Below are 17,701 nucleotides of genomic sequence, written 5' to 3'. Positions count from 1 at the left end.
CATCGACCCACGACGAAACGGACCACCACGTGCCCCGCGCTTTGATCACCGGAATCACCGGCCAGGACGGCCTCTACCTCGCCGAGCTGCTGCTCTCGAAGGGCTACGAGGTCTTCGGCCTGGTCCGCGGGCAGAACAACCCGAAGTACGAGCTCGTGCGCCGGGTCGTGCCCGAGGTGACGCTGCTCACCGGTGACCTCACCGACGTCTCGAGCCTCGTCCGCGTGCTCGCCGTCGCCCAGCCCGACGAGGTCTACAACCTCGGCGCCATCTCCTTCGTGGCGTACTCGTGGGAGAACGCGTCCTCACCTCCGACGTCACCGGCAAGGGCGTGCTCAACATCCTCGAGGCGACCCGCCTCTACGCCGGCGACGACATGTCGCGCGTGAAGTTCTACCAGGCGTCCTCCTCCGAGATGTTCGGCAAGGTCCAGCAGGTGCCGCAGCGCGAGGAGACCCTCCTCTGGCCGCGCTCGCCCTACGGCGTCGCCAAGGTGTTCGGTCACTACATGACCATCAACTACCGCGAGTCCTACGGCATGCACGCCTCGTCGGGCATCCTGTTCAACCACGAGTCGCCCCGCCGCGGCCCGGAGTTCGTGACCCGCAAGATCAGCCTCGCTGTCGCCCGCATCAACCTGGGCCTGCAGGACACCATCGAGCTCGGCAACCTCGACGCGAAGCGCGACTGGGGATTCGCCGGCGACTACGTCGACGCGATGTGGCGCATGCTGCAGCAGGCCCGAGGGCGACGACTTCGTGGTCGCGACCGGCGAGACCCACGAGATCCGCGAGTACCTCGACATCGCGTTCCAGCACGTCGGCATCGACGACTGGACCCCCACGTCACGCAGAACCCGCGTTCATGCGCCCCGCCGAGGTCGACCTCCTCATCGGCGACCCGTCGAAGGCCCGCGACGTCCTCGGCTGGGAGCCCCAGGTCTCCTTCCCCGAGCTGGTCGCGATGATGGTCGAGAACGACCTCGTCGAGCAGACCGCGCTGATCAAGTAGTCATGCCCTCCGCTCTCGTCACCGGGGCGAGCGGGCAGGACGAGGGGCTACCTCGTCGAGCGCCTGCTCGAGGACGGCTGGGACGTCACCGCGCTCGTGCGCGGGGACGACTCCGGTCTCCCGGCCGCCGTCCGCTCCCTCGAGGGCGACCTCCGCGACGCCACCGGCCTCGGCCGAGGTCGTCGCGGAGGCGGCTGTCCGGACGCGATCTTCCACCTGGCCGGGCTGTCCTCCGTCGCCCTGTCCTGGCAGGAGCCGGTGCTGACCGCCGGAGGTCACCGGCGCGGCCGTCGCCGCACTGCTCCGAGGCGGCTATGCGCTGCAGGCGTCGACCGGCCGCGAGGTGCGCTTCGTGCAGGCCTCCTCCAGCGAGATCTTCCGGAGCCGCGGTCGAGCGCCCGCAGACGGGAGTCGACTCCGATCCGCCCGGTGTCGCCCTACGGCGCCGCCAAGGCGTTCGCGCACCTGCTCGTGGGCGTCTACCGCGGTCGCGGGCTGCACGCCTCCTCCGGCATCCTCTACAACCACGGAGTCGCCCCGCCGGCCGAGTGCCTTCGTCACCGCGCAAGATCACCGCGGGCGTCGCGGCGATCGCCGCCGGAGACGGCGACCGAGCTGTCCCTCGGCAACCTCGACGTCCGCCGCGACTGGGGCTGGGCTCCCGACTACGTCGACGCCCTCGTCCGCGCGTCGCGGGCCGACGAGGCGGGCGACACGTCGGCGACGAGGTGCGCACTCCGTCCGCGAGTTCGTCGCCGCCGCCTTCACCGCCGCCGGGATCGACGACTGGGAGCGCCTCGTCGTCCTCGATCCGCGCTTCGCCCGCCCGGTCGACGCCCCGGAGATGCGCGGCGACGCCTCCCGCGCCCGCGACGTCCTCGGCTGGCGGCCGACCGTCGCCTTCGAGGGGATCGTGGCCCGCATGGTCGCGCACGACCTCGACCTCGCCCGGCGCGCGAGCTGAGCCACCGGGCCTCCGTCTCCCGCCTCTCCCGGGGCTCCCGAGCGGACGGAACCGTACAATGATCCCGCTGCCGCCACGGCAGTGCTATGGCTGGGAGACCGATGAGCACCAACAAGTCGACGATCACGCGCGCGGCCGACCGCGTCGACGCGATCGCGCAGGAGCCGTTCCACCAGAGCGGCGCCCAGCCGGGCACGAGCCGCGCGAGCGGAGTTCGTCTCGTCGCTCCTCGACATCTTCCGCCACCGCGAGCTGCTCAAGCTCCTGGTGAACCGCGAGCTCCAAGGCCCGCTACAAGGACTCGAGTCTCGGCTTCGTCTGGACGCTCATCCGCCCGCTCGTCATGCTGATGATCTACTACGTGGCGATCGGTCAGTTCCTGGGCGCCGCCCGCGAGATCCCCGTCTTCGCGATCTTCGTCTTCTGCGGCCTGACGCTGTGGAACCTCTTCAGCGAGATCGTCGCGACCGGCACCGCCTCGATCCTCGCGAATGCGGAGCCTGATCAAGAAGGTCTACCTGCCGCGCGAGATCTTCCCGGTCGCCACCATCGAGGCCGGCGCTCTTCAACTTCGCGGTGCAGTTCCTGGTGCTGATCATCGGGGCCGCGGCGCTCGGTGCTCTCGAGATCAGCTGGCAGCTGCTCTTCATCTTCCCGGCCCTCGCGGTGACCCTCGTCTACGGGCTCGCCCTGGCACTCGCCCTCTCGGCGCTGAACGTCTACCTCCGCGACATCCAGTTCCTGGTCGAGGTGGGCCTGCTCATCTTCTTCTGGCTCTCGCCCATCACCTACGCGTGGTCCTTCGTCGTCGAGACCGTGCCGCCGTGGCTCGAGCAGATCTACCTGCTCAACCCCATGACCAACGCGATCCTCGCCTTCCAGCGCGCCATCTGGGGTCCCGGCTCGCGCGAGGCCATGGTCGAGCAGACCGACGAGACCGTCCGGGCCGTCGCCGGCCAGCCCTGGCCCGCCGACATGGCACTCCACCTCTTCCTCGTCTTCCTCGTCGGGCTCGTGCTGGTGTGGGTCTCGCACCGCATCTTCCGCCGCCTCGAGGGCAACTTCGCCCAGGAGATCTGCAGTCCCATGACTCTCGAATCCGAGATCTCCGTGCTGCCCGACTCCGTGGCGATGCCCACGATCATCGGAGTGCAGAACGCGTCCAAGCGGTTCGTCATCCGCAAGGACAAGAGCCTCAAGGAGCGCGTCGTCAACTTCGGCCGGGGCAAGCAGCACCGCGACGACTTCTGGGCGCTCAAGGACATCGACCTCGGGATCCCGCTGGGCTCGACCGTCGGGCTCATCGGCGCGAACTGGCTCGAGGCAAGAGCACGCTGCTCAAGCTCATCCACGGCGGCATCATCCAGCCCACGACCGGAACGGTCGAGCGCCGCGGCCACCTCGCCGCGCTCCTCGAGCTCGGCGCCGGATTCCACCCCGACCTGACCGGGCGCGAGAACGTCTTCCTGAACGGCGCGATCCTCGGACTCTCCCGCAGAGAGCTCGAGGACAAGTTCGATTCGATCGTCGACTTCTCCGAGATCGCCGACTTCATCGACACCCAGGTCAAGTTCTACTCGTCCGGCATGTACGTCCGGCTCGCCTTCGCCATCGCGATCCACACCGACCCCGACCTCCTGCTGGTCGACGAGGTGCTGGCCGTCGGCGACGAGCCGTTCCAGCGCAAGTGCATGGACCGCATCCGTGCGTTCCAGCGCGCCGGCAAGGCGATCGTGCTGGTCACCCACTCCCTCGGCCAGGTCGGCGAGCTGTGCGATCGTTGCGATCGTGCTCCAGCACGGCGCGGTCATCTACGACGGCGAGACCGCCCGCGGCCTCGAGGTCCTCCGCCACGGCTTCGAGGGCTCGCGCCAGGAGCGGGTCGAGCGCGAGGCCGCCGAGGCCATCGTCGAGGCCGAGGAGACCGGTGAGGGCGGGCAGGTCCAGCCGGGCGAGATCGTCGGCATCGAGCTGGAGGGCGGCACCCTCGAGGACGGCAACCGCACGCTGCGCCCCGGCGACGACCTGCGCGTGCACGTCACCCTGCGACCCCCTGACCAGCACGCCGCTCGAGCGCTGGTTCGTGGGGATGGGAGTCGACACCCCCATGGGGGCAGATCGTCTTCGGCACCAACACCATGCGCCTCGGCTTCGAGCACCCCGCTGACGGAGGAGACGACGATCACGTTCGACCTCCCCGACATCCGCTTCGGCGGCGGGACCTACACCGTGCACGCGTCGGCATCGACCCTCGGGAACGGCGAGTTCACCCGCGATGCCCGTGGGCGCGAGGTTCACCGTGGAGCGCAGCGACCAGCGCGTCGGCCTGGTGGGCGTCGCCCGCTTCGGCGACCGTCGAACGGGGTCACGAAGGCGTGAGCCGCCGCGTGCGCCTGCGCATCGACGCGACGTCCGCTCGCTGCGGGGGCGATGACCGGCGTGGGCCATGTCCTCCTCGAAGACGGTCCGCGCGCTGGGCGTGCCTCGCTTCGCGGAGCGGGTCGGCCTCGCGCTGTTCGTGCCCGCTCGGAGCGGGCCGCGGTCAGCGGGTCGTGCCGGCCGGGACCCCGGTGATCGGGGTGCCGCTCCCCGCCGTGTGCTCGGCGTCCTGACCCGCACCCCGATCCCGCTCGATCTCTTCGTGGGCCGCGGCGTGTACTTCTTCCCCAACTTCCGCAACTGGGCTCTCACCGCCCGCTCGGCGGGCATCACCTTCGTGCACGACGCGTGCTTCGCCGTCACCACCGACTGGTCCCGGAACCGCGCAGCTCCTCCTCGCCGCGCGGATGCCGGGCTGGCGCTGGCGCTCGCGCCTCGTCGCGACCGGCACGCCCTCGGCCACCGCCGAGATCGCCGGGAGCCTCGGGATCCCGAACCGCCTCCGCGTGCTGCCGACCACCGTCGACACCCGCGTCTTCCGGCCGAGCGGGAGGCGGTGCCGCGCCGTGACCCAGCAGCTCGGGCTCTCCCACTACCTGCTCTTCGTCGGCTCGATCGAGCCGCGCAAGAACGTCGCGGAGCTCGTCAGCGCCTGCGCGGCGGCCGAGCGCCCCGCCGGGCACGCCCTGCTGCTCGTCGGCGGCGTCGACGTGGGAGGCGGAGGACGTGCACCCGGGCCGTGCGCGACGCGGTCGCCGCGGGGGCCGACGTGCGGTTCCCCGACTCCTTCGTCGAGGAACGAGGAGATGCCCGCCCTGATGACCGGGGCCGACGCGCTGGCGCTCGTCTCGCACCACGAGGGCTTCGGTCTTCCCGCCCTCGAGGCCGTCGCGACCGGCACTCCGGTCGTCGTCTCCGACATCCCCGGGATCCGGGACGCACTCCGCGGCAACGAGCACGCGGCCGTCTTCGTCGAGCCCGGCGACCGGCGGGGTCTCGTCCGCGCTCTCGAGCGGGCCGTGGACGCCCCCCGGCGGGTGCGAGCCGAGGCGATCACGACCGTGGACCGACGCGGCCCACGCGCTGGTGGGCGCCGCCGAGGGCCTCAGCGCCGGCCGTCCGCGGAGCCCCGGCGCCGCTGATCGGGACGCGGCGACCGCGGGCGTTCCCGTCGGGGAAGTCCCAGAGGGAGTCGGCGTACTCGGCCCACGACGGGTTGTCCCGGGTGAGGGCCTCCGTGCGCAGACGCTCGGGGAGCTCGTCGTCGGTCAGCGGCGCGCGCATGCCGCGGGCGATGTCGTCGTCGTCGCGCGAGTCGACGAGCACGGCTCCGCCCTGCGACGCGATCTCGGCCATGCTGCCGAAGCGCGCCGTCGACGACAGGGGTGCCGACGGCGAGGGACTCGGCGACCGGCAGGCCGAAGCCCTCGTTGAGCGAGGGGAAGACGGTGAAGCGCGCCAGCCGGTACGCGCTCAGAGGAGTTCGTCGGTGATGGCGGAGTGCGACGGAGACCTGCCGTGCCGTCGTTCTGCAGCTCGCCCAGTCGGACCTGGAACTCCTCGCTGTTCCAGGCGTTGCCGCCGACGAACACCAGTGCGAATCGCTGCCCCTCGCGCCAGAGGAGCTCCGCCGCGTGCAGCACGGCCAGGTGGTTCTTGCGCTGGCTCATGGCTTCCCACGCACACGACGAGCGGCAGATCCTCCGAGAGCAGGTCGGCCCGGGCCCGGAGGAGCCCGTCCTGATCGACGACGCCGGCCTCGGAGGGCAGGATCACCTCGCGGATCTCGGGGCCGGTGCGGCCGACCCCGCGGAGCATCTCGCGCCAGCCGCCGTACTCGATCGCCGCGGCCTCCGAGGATCGTCGCGACGCGGTCCATGTGGCTGACCGCCACGAGGGTGCGCGAGGAGCGCGGCGCTGATGCCGATGTGCGCGGTCTCCGCCGTGGTCAGGGGAACGCAGTCGAAGCCGATGGTCGAGGGACGCGTTGCCGCTGAACTCGGCCAGACGCGGCGATGCGCGAGAGGGTGCGCTCGTCCTCGGTCGCGAAGCTCCGGGAGGATGTACAGCGCGAGCGCCACGGCACGAGGATCTCGGCGGCCGGGTCGGCCTTCGCATCCGGGAGCGATGCCGTACAGGGCGTTGCGGCGCAGGGCCGGATCGAGCTCGCGGAGCGTGCGGCCCGCGCCGTCCCAGCCCACGAGGACGATCACGGACTGGCGCTGGACCCACTCCGCGATAGTCTTGCGGACGACGCGCTGGATGCCGGTGGCGAGCCCGGTGCGCGCGGTGTGGTGCACGTCCACGACGACGGCCCCCGAGACCACGCGGACTCGGGGCGTGCGCAGGCGGTTGAGGACGAAGCCGTTCGCCCGGCTGCCGATGAGGGGGCGGACGAGGGCGCGGGGCCCGTCGAGCCGCACGAAGGCGGAGCGCGTCCGACCACCTCGTCGCGCACGGGCAGGGCGCCGGTGAGGACGGAGAGCGTCAGCCCGCACCTCGTCGCTGCCTGGCTCGGCGAGCGCGTCCGCGAGCTGGTGGACGAGACCGTCGGCGACGGCGGCCGGAGCGATCTCGGGGGCCAGTGCCTCCAGCAGCACGCTCATGCGGTCCACGGCGAGTGCATCACGCATCGACGTCCTCCTTCGTGATGACGGAGCGGGCGGCTCCCCGACCGTCGGGGACGAGCGCGTCCCACAGCTCCTGCGCGTAGTCGTCCCAAGTGCGGACCGGTCGAGCGAGAGCCTCGGCACGGAGCTGCTCGATGCGCTCGTCGGAGTCGAGCAGCTCGCGCATCGCGGCGGGCAGCGCGTCGTCGTCGCCGGGGTCGACGGTCACGCAGCCCCCGTCGCGGGCGATCTCGGCCAGCGAGCCGTGATCGGACGTGATGACCGGGACCCCGAGGGCGAGGGCCTCCGCGACGGGCAGTCCGTATCCCTCGTGCGTCGAGGGGAACACGAGGAAGCGCGCGTTCTCGTAGGAGGCGATGAGCTTGTCGTCGCTCGCCCCGCGCCACGGCTCGACGGTGCGCCCGCGGTTCTGCGCCTCGCGGATGCGGACGTCGAAGACCTTCGTCGACCAGTCGTTGCCGTTGCCGATGAAGCGCAGCGTGAACACCTCCCCCTCGCGCCAGAGTCGCTCGGCCGCGTGCAGCACGGCGAGGTGGTTCTTGCGCGGCTCGGTGCTTCCGACGGCCAGCACGAGCGGGCCGACGACCGAGGGGGCGATCGACGCGTCGACCGTGTTGGGTCGGTCGACGGGGAGGGCGACCGATGCTGATCCGCGGCCCGACGAGGCCCTGGGCCGGGAGTGCGTGGGCGAAGCCGCTCGAACTCGGCGGAGGCGGACTCGCTGATGCCGGCCACACGGTCGGCGTGCTTCACGATCGAGAGGTAGTTCACGAAGCGGGCGGTCTCGATCCCGGGGACGGTCTCGGCGCTCACGACAGGGATCGCGTCGTACCCGATGAGACCGACCGAAGTTGCCCGAGTGGGCCGCGAGGGACGCGTAGGGAGACGCACAGGTTGAATCCCGGGACTTCGAGGGGGATCAGCACGGTGGAGCGGAAGGGCACGACGAAGCTCACCTGGTCCGGATCGCCGTCCTGCCAGGGCTTGGAGCGGCTGACCTCGTAGTCCACGACACGCTCGGGCTCGACGGGGCTCAGACGGCGCATGGCCATCGAGCCGTTGACCCGGGCCACCGGCAGGACGTCCTTGTCGCCGTGCCAGCGCCTCATCGTGTTGCGCACCACCCGCTGGATGCCGGTCTGGTGGGCGTGGCGCGCGCAGAAGTCGACGTCGGCGACCACTGCACCGGTGACGATCTCGACCGTCGATCCGAGGTCGGCGTAGCCGGTGGTCGCGCGGGCGCCCGCCGCCGAGGAAGACGCGGATCGCCTCGTCCGGCTCGCAGAGCTCGAGGGAGCGGCGGAACCAGAGGAAGAAGTGCTCGACGGGCATGACCGCGAGGAACGCGGCGAGCGCGAGCCACGTGATGTCGTCGGACGCGCGCCGTTTCGTCTCTCTGGCGATCGCGTCCAGGAGCGGCCCGGGGCCACGACCCAGGAGGGCCGCGCGCCGGTGCTCGTCCTCGATGACGAGCGAGGGCGAGCTGGTCGAGGCGCTGCTGGAGGAACGCCCGCCGCTGGGAGCGGGTCGACTGCTCCGCCATCGAGAGCGCGGCGGCCGAGTCGGCGGGAGACGTACCCGGGCCGCGTGCCCGACCGCTCCGCCCACACCGAGCTGGGAGGCGCGGATCTGGAAGAGGCGGACGGCCCGGAGAGGCTTCGTGACCCGCCACGAGAGGGTCGACTCGAACGGCGCCGCGGCGAGCCACTCCACCGACGTGCATGTGCTGGAGCCACTCGTCGAGAGGATCGTTCAGCAGAGCGTCGAGAGCGCGCTCGGAGCTCCTCGACTTGGCCTCCTCCTGCGACGGAGCGGCGGTCGCGGAGTCCGGATGCTGCGGGGTGGGAGTCCTCGCGGGGCGGCTCGTTCTCTGTCACGTCAGGCACCCGTACATATTAGGCGGACGTCGCGGAGCCGACCGACGCAGGGCGGTGCGGTCGAAGAGGTCTCGGTACTGCGCCACCACGGTCTCCGCGAGTAGAGCTTCCCCGCGCGATGCGCGCACCCTCGACGCACGGTCGAGGGTGTCCGAGCTGGATGCTCTCGATGGCCCGCGTGATCGCCGGCGCGTCGCGCCGGGCGCAGTCCGGCCGAAGCCGGTGCGCTCCACCGGCGTGCGGACGCCGGGCGAATCGGAAGGCGATGGCCGGTGCACCGGCCCGCATCGCACTCGACCTGCGCGATGCCGAAGGCCTCGGGGGCGTTGATCGACAGGAGGGCGAAGATGTCGAGCGACGCGTAGAAGTCGGGGATCGCTCTCCTCCGCGACGAAACCGAGGGCGGTGATGCGGTCGTCGCCGCCGATGCGCCGGCGCACCTCCTCGATCACGCTGCCTCCCGCCACCGCGGCGAAGTCGCCGCTCCGATCCGGGAGGCGCGCGTCCAGGTCGTCGAGGGCGCGGAAGCCGTCGGCGAGGTAGCCGATCCCCTTCTCCTCCACGATGCGCCCGAGGAAGCCGACGCGCAGCCCGTCGCCATGGCGGAAGGTCGGCGATCCGCCGGTGCGGTCGCCGGGCGGGCGGCGGGATCTCCTCGGGGCGGCCGCGCCGGAGGGTCGACGCGAGACGCGAGTGCGTCGCGTAGTCGAAAGTGGTGGCGACGGTCACCGTCGACAGCCGGACGGCCGCTCGGCACGAGGCGTCCATGGCGGCCATCTGGAAGCGCTCGAAGGCACTGGAGCCCGGCGTGACGTCGCAGTTGTAGGTCGAGATCACGGAGGTGCCGGTGCGGGCGATCGCGGCGGCGACCCCGGACTCGAGCATGGGGAGGTGCATGTTCACCACGCGGCTGCGGCGCGCGTACCGCCGCCGCGACGACGGGGGAAGGAGGCGGACAGCAGGCCCTTCCCCGATGCGGACCTGGACGGCGCGCAGGACTTCGGCCTCGACTCCCGCGAGCACCTCGTGCGACGCGAAGTCGTCGTGCTTCTGGGCGACGACGACCACGCGCCTGCCCTCCGCGGCGAGCGACTCCGCCGACCATCCGGACGACGTCGGTGAGGCCGCTGACGTAGGGCGCGTAGTAGTTGAGGACCCCGAGGGCGTCGATGTCGCGGTCGGGACGGGGCGCGCCGCTCCTTTCGGGTTCTGAGCAGGATCGGGTCGTGATCGGGATCACTGCGGTCGGAGTGACGGCCGCGACCCGGACGAGTTGCAGGGCTCACTGCGATCGCCGATCCGACGGCGAGCGGGAGTACCGATCGGCCGACATCGTCGACGGGGAGCAGGAGGGCGGAAAGCGCCCCGGCGACGGCCCCGACCAGCCAGTGCGCCGGAGAGCGCGGCGTGGTCGCCGAGCGCGGCCAGTCCGTCCGAGGGCGACGAGGGCGACCAGGAGCAGCGAGACGGCGGCGGCGATCGAGCCGATGCCCACCGCGTCGGGGGCGGCGACGGCCGGGAACGCGAGGGACGCATGACCCAGGGCCCAGCAGCGAGGCCGTCGCCGTGACGGAGGACCGCGACCGCGGCGGCCGCGCCGACCGCCACAGCGACCAGCGCGCCGCGCCCGGGGGCCGTCCCCCTCGCGGATCGCTCCGGCGACCACCGGCAGGTACATCGACTGGATCGACTGGTACACGAAGATCGGGATGCGCGCCAGCAGCGTGACCGTGGACAGCACGGCGCCCGCGAGCGCCCCCGGCGGAGAACGCGGCGGCGAGCAGCGGCGGGGAGTTGAGCAGGAGCTGCAGGACGATGGTGCCCAGGACCAGGCGGGACAGCCCGCGGCGCACCTCGGCACCGGTCGGAGTGCGCGCGGCGTCGGCCACGCGGGCCCCGCTCCCCCCTCGGCGCGAGCAGCGCCGGGAGCGCCGATGCGGCCGGCGGCGACGGCGACGAGACCCGCGAACGCCGCCGTCTCGGGCAGGAGCAGCGCGACCGGGAGCGCGAGGACGATCCGCGCGCGACGCCCTCGGACGCGACGACCGCTCCGTAGAGCGCGCGACGGCCGGTCCCCGCGAGATGCCCGCGCACCGAGAACTTTGCACGGCGCATCCCGCATAGCTGAGGACGAGCGCGCGCCGAACCCAGCAGGCTCGAGCGGGCGGAGAAGCCCACCAGGCCCGCCCAGACCGCCGCGCTCACGACGCCGGCGAGGGAGAGCGCAGCACGAGACCGCGGCCGCAGCACGTCGACCCGATGACCGTCGAGGCCGGCCCGCTGGGCCTGCCCCGTGCTGACCAGTCGCGAGGTCTCCTGCTCCAGCGGGAGGAAGACGCCGAGCGCGACGCGATCACGGTCATCGACCAGAAGACCGAGAACTCGGAGTACGCCGACGCGTCGGTCGTCGCGGCGACGATCAGCACCAGCGCGTACGTCGCCACTCCCGCCACGCCGGCTCCTGCGAGGAGGACGAGCGCGGTCGATGCGAGGAGCGAGCGCCACGCTCCAACGGCCGATCAAGGGTGAGCTCGTCCAGTGCGACGCGGACGTCGGGGCCGGGTGCGCTCGCCGGGTCCAGCGTGCCGACGACGCACACGCCCGAGGAGGCCGAGACCTCCGCGGCGGTGACCTGGGCGGCGTCGCTCACGGCGGAGCAGCCACTCCCCGTCGAAGTCGACGTCGACTCCGGCGTCCGCCACACCGGCGAGGTTGACCGCGGCGAGGCCGACCTCGACGTCGGTGTTGCCGACGACGGCGATGCGCGCGCCGGTTCCTCCGTAGAGCCGCTCGCTCGGGTCCACGAAGTAGCTCCACGCCGGACCCGGCGAGGTGACGACGGCCGCCGCGGCCCGGCGCTGAGATCGAGCAGGACGAACGTGCCGTTGCGCTCGAGGGCGGCGCTGTCGGAGGCGGCGTAGCGCGCTCCCGTGCCTCACGAGCAGGTAACGGGTCGCCGTCCCGTTCCAGAGCAGGGACATCGAGAGGTCGCCGCGGTAGCCGAGGTCTCACGCGCAGACTCGGATAGGCGACGTCCGGCTCGTCCTGCAGCTCGTCCGAGATCCACATCTGCTGGAACAGGTCTCCCGTCATCACGGTGACGTCGGCGCCGTCGTCCAGCGCCGCGACCCAGTCGCCCGCCTCGCGGTAGTCCGGGCTGATCTCGCGCTCGCCCCAGGTCGGGATGAGCTGCTGCCCGTAGGCGATGCCGTTCACGGCGACCCAGCCGAGGGAGAGCCCTCCGAGCGCGACCGCGCCGACGATCCGGGCGGCTCCCCCGCGACGCGCCAGCGGGACCAGGAGCAGCACGACGCCGAGGGCGCTCACCGCGACGACGAAGGGGCTGACGACGTCGGATCATCCGCTGGAAGAAGTACGGCGAGCCCCGTACAGCGCGCCGTAGGAGGCGAGGAGGACCGACGCGATCAGCACCGCCCGGCCCACCCCGGGCCGTGGAGCCGGTGCACGGCCGCGACGAGGAGTCCGAGGACGACGACGACCCCGACGCGCCCCAGACGGTGGCCGAGGACCGAGGGCGTCGAGAGGCGGCCGGTCGGAGCGAACCCGTGCGAGGCCGACGAACTCGCCGGCGCTGGCCCAGGGTGCCGAAGACCGTGTCGACGATGTAGTCCTCGCCCTGCTCGGTCGGCGGGGCGGCGACCGCCCCGGCGATGTTCAGGACGTTGCTGACGGTCCTGACCCAGCTCCGGCGGGATTGAGGACGAGCGAGGCGAGCGCGATGACCACCGCGCCCAGCAGGGCTCCCAGGACGGCCCGGACGGGGCGCAGGACGGTCACCAGCCCCAGCGCCACGATGACGAAGGAGAAGTACTCGGAGTAGGTGCCGGCGAGCCCCGCGAGCGCGAAACCGGCCAGTGCGACGAACGGGGCGCGGTGCTCCGGCGTCTCGGGGGCTCGCCGCACGAGGCCGATCGAGGAGGATCGCGAAGGACCCGCCGAGGAGCGAGTCGGCGTTCTGCGCGACGAACTGGTGCAGGACGTTGTTCGAGGTGGCGACGGCGAGGCGCCGCGATCACACCGGCCACCGGAGAAGCCGCAGGATCTGGGCGAGGGAGAACGCCGCCAGGGCGATGAGCGCGATGTAGAGCGCCGTCCACGCGGTGAAGGCGTCGGTCAGGTCGATGCCGGTCAGGCCCGACAGCCAGCCCTGCACGGCTCCTGCCCAGTACCGCAGGAGAAGAAGAGCGTCTCGGACGCCGATCCGGCGTTCGGCGCCGACACCCCCGCCACGGGGTCCTGCTCGATCGAGGGGACGATCGTGGTGGCGTTCTCCGAGAGACCAGCGCGCGGTGGAGATGTAGTAGTAGCCGTCGTTGCTCAACCCCATCAGGAGCGAGCGCGAGGAGCCCGTCCCGATCATGGGGATGAGCGCGACGGGGATCGCGACAGCCGACACGAGGACGCCCGTGACGGCGCGTCCGACGCCCGAGCGCCCGCCGAGGGAGACGGGCGGTGCACCCGAGCGCCGATGAGCGGCGAGCACCACGGCGAGGATCAGGGACGCAGGGCGCGACAGCCGTCCCGACGACGAGCGAGTGCAGGTGCAGGTAGCAGACGGCGAGCGCGACGCCCAGGATCGGCGCGGCCGGCAGGACCTGCGCGCGCACCGCCGGCGGCAGGAGCAGGACCACGGCGAGACCGAGGAGCGACAGGATCGCGAGCGCGAGCAGGGCGACGATGATTCCGATGAACACGCGGGCGCGGATCCCCTCGAAGGCGGTGCGACCGAGCGGCGACCGAGGCTGAGCCGTTGCGGGCGACGGCGCGACGATCCTAGCAAGCCGCGTCCGCGGACCGCCGTCGCCGGCTGCGACTAGGGTGTCGGTGTCGTCCGTTCGGATCGGCCCCCCTCGCCCCGCTCACGCGGCCTCCGCCCCGTCTCAGGAACCCCTCACATGCTCACGAGTCTCATCGCCGGCCTGCGTCCCCGCCAATGGGTGAAGAACATCCTCGTGATCGCCGCCCTCGCCGCGGGGATCTCCTGCAGCCGCCCGTGCTGCTGCGGGTCGCGATCGCCTTCGTCGTGATGTGCCTCGCCTCCTCGGCGATCTACCTCCTGAACGACCTGCTCGACGTCGAGGCCGACCGGGCGCACCCGAAGCGCTTCCGCCCGATCGCCTCGGGCCGCCTGCCGGTCCGCTCGCCTGGGTCGCGTTCGTGGTGCTCGGCCCTGATCCTCGCCCGTGCTGGCCCTGGTCTACGGGACCTTCGGAGTTCTTCACGATCGTGATCCTCTACATCGCGCTGCAGGTCTGCTACTGCGTCTGGCTGAAGCACGTGGTCGTGCTCGACCTGGTCATCGTCTCGAGCGGCTTCCTCATCCGCGCCGTCGCCGGTGGTCTCGCCACCGATGTCACGCATCGCAGTGGTTCCTGCTCGTGACCGCCTTCGAGTCCCTCTTCATGGTGGCGGGCAAGCGCTACTCCGAGAAGCGGCAGCTCGAGGGCTCGAGCGAGACGCGCCGCAGCCTCGCCGCGTACAGCCCGGGCTACCTCCCGCTTCGTCTGGCAGACGGCGGCCGGGTGGCCCTCGTGGCCTACCACGCTCTGGGCCTTCGAGCTCTCCGCCCCGGACTCGGCCGTGGCCTGGACGACGATCTCGATCATCCCTTCGCCGTCGCCCTCCTGCGCTACGCCTACGAGATCGACCGCGCCGAGGCGGGCTCGCCGGAGGACACGGTCCTGGGCGACAAGCCGCTGCTCGTCCTCGGCCTGCTCTGGGTCCTGACCTTCGCTGTCGGTCGTCGTCCGCTGACCCCTCGCAGACGGCCCCATCGGAGGACGGGGCCCTCGCGGGCGACCGGTGTCGGATGACGGCAGGATCGACGCGTCAGCCTTGCGCGGGCACCTCGGAGGAGCCAGCGGCCGGCACTCGAGGCCACCTCGGGGTCCAGGTCCGGCGACACGGCGCCGACCAGCGACCGCCACGCCTCGGCGTCCTCGGGGTAGGCCGCGGTGTCGGCGAGGACCGCGCACGCTCCGCTCCCGCGCACCGCCTCGGCGAACGACGCCGGTGATCAGGCCGTCCCACACGTCGAAGCCGGTCGTGCCCTCGATCGATCCGTAGCTCCAGCGCAGCGCGGCGTCGTCGGTGTAGAGGTAGGGCAGCGCCTCGTCGTAGTCGCGCATGCCGCCGATCGGACCGGTGTCGGGGAAGCTCTTGATCGGCAGCTGCACGACTCCGCACCCGTCGGGCAGAGCGTCGTCGACCGAGTCGACCAACTGCACCACCTCATCGTCCGCCACGGGATCGACCGGCAGGTCCTCGCGGACGCCCAGGAGCTGATCGGACACCGCGACCAGCGCGAGCAGGCTCGCCACGACGACGAGGAGCGCCGGCGCATCCGCTCGAGCGCCAGCGCGAGTGCGCCCAGCGCGAGGAGGCACAGGACGATGCTCAATCGCGACCAGGCGCGGATCGTCGGACCGACGAGGAAGGCGAACGCCATCCCGAGACCCGTGAGCAGGTAGAAGGCCAGGGTCCAGAGCGTGGCCGCGGCCAGCACGCGGAAGCGGAGTCGTCGAGCAGGCGTCCGACGGCGGAGCGCCGCAGGTCCTGCACCACCGAGCGCCAGGACGGGCAGCGCCGCCAGGAGGACCCCGAGGGCGAGCGACGCGATCAGGGGCAGGCCCGGCGGCTCGGTCATCGGACTCGAGGCGGACTCCGCGTAGTAGAGGACCGAGATCGTGCCGAGCTTCGGGATCCCTGTCGCAGCCCAGGGGAACAGCAGAGGCAGGAACTTCCCGGCGTACAGCTCCGACTCCGCGATCCGCCTGCCCTCGAAGTACGGCGCGTAGCGCTCTCCGTAGCCCAGCGAGAGCAGGAGCAGCTCGGCGCCGATCACGACGGCGAGGGCGACGACGGGCGCCGCTCCCCCAGCGCGGAGCGCAGCCCTCCTCGCGGACCAGGCGGGAGACCGCGCCGATCCCCCACACGCCGCCGACCACGATCGCGGCGAAGACGTAGTAGTAGCCGCCGCCGCTGGCGATGAGCAGGGCGACGACGGCGGGGCGGCCCACCTCCGCAGCAGCGCCGAGCGGCGGCTCGTCGAGGAGCGCGCCCAGCGGCGGAACGGATCGGTCGACTCCCCCGCGACCGCCAGCACGAGGATGCCGAGCAGCGGGATCGTCCAGTAGTTCGCGAGGAAGGCGTGCCCCGAGGCGACGCGGAGGAAGTGGTACGGAGCGAGGGCGAAGACGACCGCCAGAGCGGCGGAGAGCCAGGGGCGGACGCGCAGGACGCGGAAGAACGGGTAGGCGGCGGCTCCGGACCGAGCCGAACGTCAGCAGGTAGAACGTGTTCAGCAGCACGATCCGTTCGGGATCGCGAGCCCGAGGACCGAGACCGTCAGCGCGCTCGCCAGGTCGAACTGCGTGCTGAAGAAGGCGTTGAACCCGTCGGGGAAGCCCAGCGCCCCGTTCGTCGCGAACGGGAAGGACTGCGTCGCGCTCGTGAACAGCAAGTAGTGCAGGATCTGGTCGTCACCGCCCGCCGTCCACCGGCGGGCCAGGTCGCCGGGGTCCAGGCCCAGGGCGAGTGCCGCGGCGAGGATCGGCACCACCGCGGCTCCTGCCGCCCAGGCGACCTCGACGAGGAGCGGTCGGGAGCGGCGGAGACGCGGCGCGGCCGTGTCGAAGTCACGATCCTCCTTCGCCCGGTCGATGCTCTCGCCCACCAGGCGGTTCAGCTCGGCCGCGCCGGGACCGCCCTCGTAATCGTAGATGTCGAACTCCCCGCAGGGCACGACGGCGAGCGGCTCGCCGAGCGCCCGCGTCGCCAGCACTCCCCAGTCGGGATCGTGGTCGGCGAGGACGAAGGTGAAGGGCCGGCGCTCGTAGTCGTCGATGTTGCTCATCCAGAGCTGCGCCGAGAAGTCGAAGTTCACCTGGACGAGCTCGAGGCGCGGATCGCCGTAGAGCTGCAGCGGTCGCACCGTCCAGAAGGATCCGACGCCGGCCAGCTCGCGCTCGCCGATCCAGTCGGTCAGGCACCGCTCGGACGACGAGTCCCGAGTGCCCGCGGACGCCGACACCACCGGACGGCAGCGCGACCGCGGCGACGACGAGCGAGGCGACCGCGGCGATCGCCGCACCCGCACGGCGCACCCCGCGCCGCGGCGTCCTCGGTGCCGCGCGCGCGACGAGCACCAGCGCGGGCAGAACGGCGAACACGGCGACCGGCATGGGGTAGCGCGTGACGAATTGCTCCCGGTCACGACCTGCCCCGAGCGACTGCATCGCGAGCGCGGCGACGACGGGGAACACGGTGAGCAGCGCGGCCGTGACGTCCGGGTCGTCCCCCTCCGGCGCGCGGGCGCAGGACGACGACGGGGACGACCACCAGCAGCGCCGCCAGCAGGACGAGCTCGAGCACGCCCGCCGGAGTCGGCGCGACCGGCTGCACCTGCAGCCGGAGCGCCCCCGCGGCGAAGGCGGATCCGCTCGAGGTGGAGGTAGGTGCTCGCGTCCACGGCGACGAAGCGCTCGAACGGCCCGCGCGACGCGTAGCCGAGGACGGCCGAGCCGACCACGGGCGCCGCGAGGAGCATCGCCACAGCGCGCACGGGCACGACGCGCACCGGCGCGAGCAGGAGCGACCGAGGCCAGCCACGGAGGCGACGACCCACGGCACGAACAGCGGATTCGAGGAGGTCGTGAGCGCGCCGATCACCGAGGGCGAGCACCACGGGCACGACGACGGAGCGGCCGTCCCGCCGGCGGCGCAGCGCGTGGAGCACCAGGGCCCAGGCAGGCCAGCCCCGAAGAGGACGACCCCTCCGTCGTACGTCGTCAGCAGGAACGTGGTGGCGAGGGCGCCCT

Annotated in this window: 23 protein-coding genes and 4 pseudogenes; 16 read left to right on the top strand and 11 right to left on the bottom strand. The window is 72.2% G+C overall.

What is annotated here, in order from left to right:
- The first annotated feature begins 29 nt into the window (after positions 1–29).
- From AC0CII_RS01710 to AC0CII_RS01660, 11 genes and pseudogenes are all read left to right on the top strand, one after another.
- Positions 30–389, top strand: coding sequence for a GDP-mannose 4,6-dehydratase (locus tag AC0CII_RS01710; RefSeq protein ID WP_465228501.1), 360 nt, complete (start codon positions 30–32; stop codon positions 387–389).
- Positions 290–685: pseudogene (locus tag AC0CII_RS01705) on the top strand (GDP-mannose 4,6-dehydratase); the annotation flags it as partial. The gene AC0CII_RS01710 and the pseudogene AC0CII_RS01705, both read left to right, overlap by 100 nt.
- Positions 686–864: 179 nt before the next feature.
- Positions 865–1,011, top strand: coding sequence for a GDP-mannose 4,6-dehydratase (locus AC0CII_RS01700; protein ID WP_465228500.1), 147 nt, complete (start codon positions 865–867; stop codon positions 1,009–1,011).
- A gap of 96 nt (positions 1,012–1,107) precedes the next feature.
- Positions 1,108–1,668 (top strand): annotated as a pseudogene (locus AC0CII_RS01695) (GDP-mannose 4,6-dehydratase); the annotation flags it as partial.
- Positions 1,669–1,789: 121 nt separating this feature from the next.
- Positions 1,790–1,975, top strand: coding sequence for a GDP-mannose 4,6-dehydratase (locus AC0CII_RS01690; RefSeq protein ID WP_465228601.1), 186 nt, complete (start codon positions 1,790–1,792; stop codon positions 1,973–1,975).
- Positions 1,976–2,076: 101 nt separating this feature from the next.
- Positions 2,077–2,325: a hypothetical protein gene (locus AC0CII_RS01685; RefSeq protein WP_465228499.1), complete on the top strand. Its 249-nt coding sequence runs from the start codon at positions 2,077–2,079 to the stop codon at positions 2,323–2,325.
- Positions 2,325–2,570: a hypothetical protein gene (locus AC0CII_RS01680; protein WP_465228498.1), complete on the top strand. Its 246-nt coding sequence runs from the start codon at positions 2,325–2,327 to the stop codon at positions 2,568–2,570. The genes AC0CII_RS01685 and AC0CII_RS01680 overlap by 1 nt, the downstream gene beginning before the upstream one ends.
- On the top strand, positions 2,552–3,421 hold the full coding sequence (locus AC0CII_RS01675; RefSeq protein WP_465228497.1) for an ABC transporter permease: 870 nt from the start codon (positions 2,552–2,554) through the stop codon (positions 3,419–3,421). Before AC0CII_RS01680 ends, AC0CII_RS01675 begins: the two co-directional genes overlap by 19 nt.
- Positions 3,310–3,570 (top strand): annotated as a pseudogene (locus AC0CII_RS01670) (ABC transporter ATP-binding protein); the annotation flags it as partial. The gene AC0CII_RS01675 and the pseudogene AC0CII_RS01670, both read left to right, overlap by 112 nt.
- Positions 3,571–3,763: 193 nt before the next feature.
- Entirely contained in the window at positions 3,764–4,354 is a 591-nt protein-coding gene (locus AC0CII_RS01665) for a hypothetical protein (protein ID WP_465228496.1), read from the top strand.
- Positions 4,355–4,761: 407 nt separating this feature from the next.
- Entirely contained in the window at positions 4,762–5,496 is a 735-nt protein-coding gene (locus AC0CII_RS01660) for a glycosyltransferase (protein ID WP_465228495.1), read from the top strand.
- On the opposite strand, the pseudogene AC0CII_RS01655 reads toward AC0CII_RS01660, so the two are convergent.
- From AC0CII_RS01655 to AC0CII_RS01630, 6 genes and pseudogenes are all read right to left on the bottom strand, one after another.
- Positions 5,460–5,834, bottom strand: a pseudogene (locus AC0CII_RS01655) (glycosyltransferase); the annotation flags it as partial. The gene AC0CII_RS01660 and the pseudogene AC0CII_RS01655 sit on opposite strands and share 37 nt — an antisense overlap.
- A gap of 292 nt (positions 5,835–6,126) precedes the next feature.
- Positions 6,127–6,960 carry a hypothetical protein gene (locus AC0CII_RS01650; RefSeq protein ID WP_465228494.1) on the bottom strand — a complete coding sequence of 278 codons (834 nt, stop codon included), beginning with the start codon at positions 6,958–6,960 and terminating at the stop codon, positions 6,127–6,129.
- Between the two features lie 19 nt (positions 6,961–6,979).
- Entirely contained in the window at positions 6,980–7,555 is a 576-nt protein-coding gene (locus AC0CII_RS01645) for a glycosyltransferase (RefSeq protein ID WP_465228493.1), read from the bottom strand.
- A gap of 238 nt (positions 7,556–7,793) precedes the next feature.
- The gene (locus tag AC0CII_RS01640; RefSeq protein ID WP_465228492.1) at positions 7,794–8,594 is read right to left on the bottom strand and encodes a hypothetical protein; all 801 of its coding nucleotides are present in this window, start codon (positions 8,592–8,594) and stop codon (positions 7,794–7,796) included.
- 285 nt (positions 8,595–8,879) lie between these two features.
- The gene (locus tag AC0CII_RS01635; protein WP_465228491.1) at positions 8,880–9,929 is read right to left on the bottom strand and encodes a hypothetical protein; all 1,050 of its coding nucleotides are present in this window, start codon (positions 9,927–9,929) and stop codon (positions 8,880–8,882) included.
- A 214-nt stretch (positions 9,930–10,143) separates the two neighbouring features.
- On the bottom strand, positions 10,144–10,983 hold the full coding sequence (locus AC0CII_RS01630) for a hypothetical protein (protein ID WP_465228490.1): 840 nt from the start codon (positions 10,981–10,983) through the stop codon (positions 10,144–10,146).
- A 137-nt stretch (positions 10,984–11,120) separates the two neighbouring features.
- Between AC0CII_RS01630 and AC0CII_RS01625 the strand changes: the two genes are divergently transcribed.
- On the top strand, positions 11,121–11,390 hold the full coding sequence (locus AC0CII_RS01625) for a hypothetical protein (protein WP_465228489.1): 270 nt from the start codon (positions 11,121–11,123) through the stop codon (positions 11,388–11,390).
- Between the two features lie 117 nt (positions 11,391–11,507).
- Here AC0CII_RS01625 and AC0CII_RS01620 read toward each other — a convergent pair whose 3' ends face one another.
- The 3 genes from AC0CII_RS01620 to AC0CII_RS01610 all read right to left on the bottom strand — a co-directional run bounded on the left by AC0CII_RS01620 (position 11,508) and on the right by AC0CII_RS01610 (position 13,368).
- Complete coding sequence (locus AC0CII_RS01620) at positions 11,508–12,188, bottom strand: hypothetical protein (RefSeq protein ID WP_465228488.1); 681 nt, start codon at positions 12,186–12,188, stop codon at positions 11,508–11,510.
- Between the two features lie 348 nt (positions 12,189–12,536).
- Positions 12,537–12,785 (bottom strand): hypothetical protein, encoded by a 249-nt coding sequence (locus tag AC0CII_RS01615; RefSeq protein ID WP_465228487.1) that lies wholly within the window; start codon positions 12,783–12,785, stop codon positions 12,537–12,539.
- 109 nt (positions 12,786–12,894) lie between these two features.
- Positions 12,895–13,368 (bottom strand): hypothetical protein, encoded by a 474-nt coding sequence (locus AC0CII_RS01610; protein WP_465228486.1) that lies wholly within the window; start codon positions 13,366–13,368, stop codon positions 12,895–12,897.
- Positions 13,369–13,777: 409 nt separating this feature from the next.
- Between AC0CII_RS01610 and AC0CII_RS01605 the strand changes: the two genes are divergently transcribed.
- The 4 genes from AC0CII_RS01605 to AC0CII_RS01590 are packed head-to-tail and all read left to right on the top strand — an operon-like array spanning position 13,778 to position 14,695.
- Entirely contained in the window at positions 13,778–13,909 is a 132-nt protein-coding gene (locus AC0CII_RS01605; protein WP_465228485.1) for a hypothetical protein, read from the top strand.
- Positions 13,876–14,112, top strand: coding sequence for a UbiA family prenyltransferase (locus tag AC0CII_RS01600; RefSeq protein ID WP_465228484.1), 237 nt, complete (start codon positions 13,876–13,878; stop codon positions 14,110–14,112). The genes AC0CII_RS01605 and AC0CII_RS01600 overlap by 34 nt, the downstream gene beginning before the upstream one ends.
- On the top strand, positions 14,109–14,264 hold the full coding sequence (locus AC0CII_RS01595) for a hypothetical protein (RefSeq protein ID WP_465228483.1): 156 nt from the start codon (positions 14,109–14,111) through the stop codon (positions 14,262–14,264). Before AC0CII_RS01600 ends, AC0CII_RS01595 begins: the two co-directional genes overlap by 4 nt.
- The gene (locus AC0CII_RS01590) at positions 14,261–14,695 is read left to right on the top strand and encodes a UbiA prenyltransferase family protein (RefSeq protein WP_465228482.1); all 435 of its coding nucleotides are present in this window, start codon (positions 14,261–14,263) and stop codon (positions 14,693–14,695) included. Before AC0CII_RS01595 ends, AC0CII_RS01590 begins: the two co-directional genes overlap by 4 nt.
- Before the next feature lie 203 nt (positions 14,696–14,898).
- On the opposite strand, the gene AC0CII_RS01585 is transcribed toward AC0CII_RS01590, so the two are convergent.
- Complete coding sequence (locus AC0CII_RS01585) at positions 14,899–15,987, bottom strand: hypothetical protein (RefSeq protein WP_465228481.1); 1,089 nt, start codon at positions 15,985–15,987, stop codon at positions 14,899–14,901.
- Between the two features lie 195 nt (positions 15,988–16,182).
- Positions 16,183–17,619, bottom strand: a complete 1,437-nt coding sequence (locus AC0CII_RS01580) for a hypothetical protein (protein WP_465228480.1) — start codon at positions 17,617–17,619, stop codon at positions 16,183–16,185.
- Positions 17,620–17,701 lie beyond the last annotated feature (82 nt).

The sequence above is a fragment of the Rathayibacter sp. AC182 genome (assembly GCF_979253875.1).
Note: the sequence above shows the minus strand (reverse complement) of the source record. Positions and strands in the feature narration are given on the sequence as shown.

Bases quoted from the DNA above. Each gene is read 5' to 3' on its own strand.
- AC0CII_RS01700 (WP_465228500.1), top strand. From the start codon at position 865: ATGCGCCCCGCCGAGGTCGACCTCCTCATCGGCGACCCGTCGAAGGCC.
- AC0CII_RS01685 (WP_465228499.1), top strand. From the start codon at position 2,077: ATGAGCACCAACAAGTCGACGATCACGCGCGCGGCCGACCGCGTCGAC.
- AC0CII_RS01680 (WP_465228498.1), top strand. From the start codon at position 2,325: ATGATCTACTACGTGGCGATCGGTCAGTTCCTGGGCGCCGCCCGCGAG.
- AC0CII_RS01660 (WP_465228495.1), top strand. From the start codon at position 4,762: ATGCCGGGCTGGCGCTGGCGCTCGCGCCTCGTCGCGACCGGCACGCCC.
- AC0CII_RS01650 (WP_465228494.1), bottom strand. From the start codon at position 6,960: ATGAGCGTGCTGCTGGAGGCACTGGCCCCCGAGATCGCTCCGGCCGCC.
- AC0CII_RS01630 (WP_465228490.1), bottom strand. From the start codon at position 10,983: ATGCGGGATGCGCCGTGCAAAGTTCTCGGTGCGCGGGCATCTCGCGGG.
- AC0CII_RS01625 (WP_465228489.1), top strand. From the start codon at position 11,121: ATGACCGTCGAGGCCGGCCCGCTGGGCCTGCCCCGTGCTGACCAGTCG.
- AC0CII_RS01605 (WP_465228485.1), top strand. From the start codon at position 13,778: ATGCTCACGAGTCTCATCGCCGGCCTGCGTCCCCGCCAATGGGTGAAG.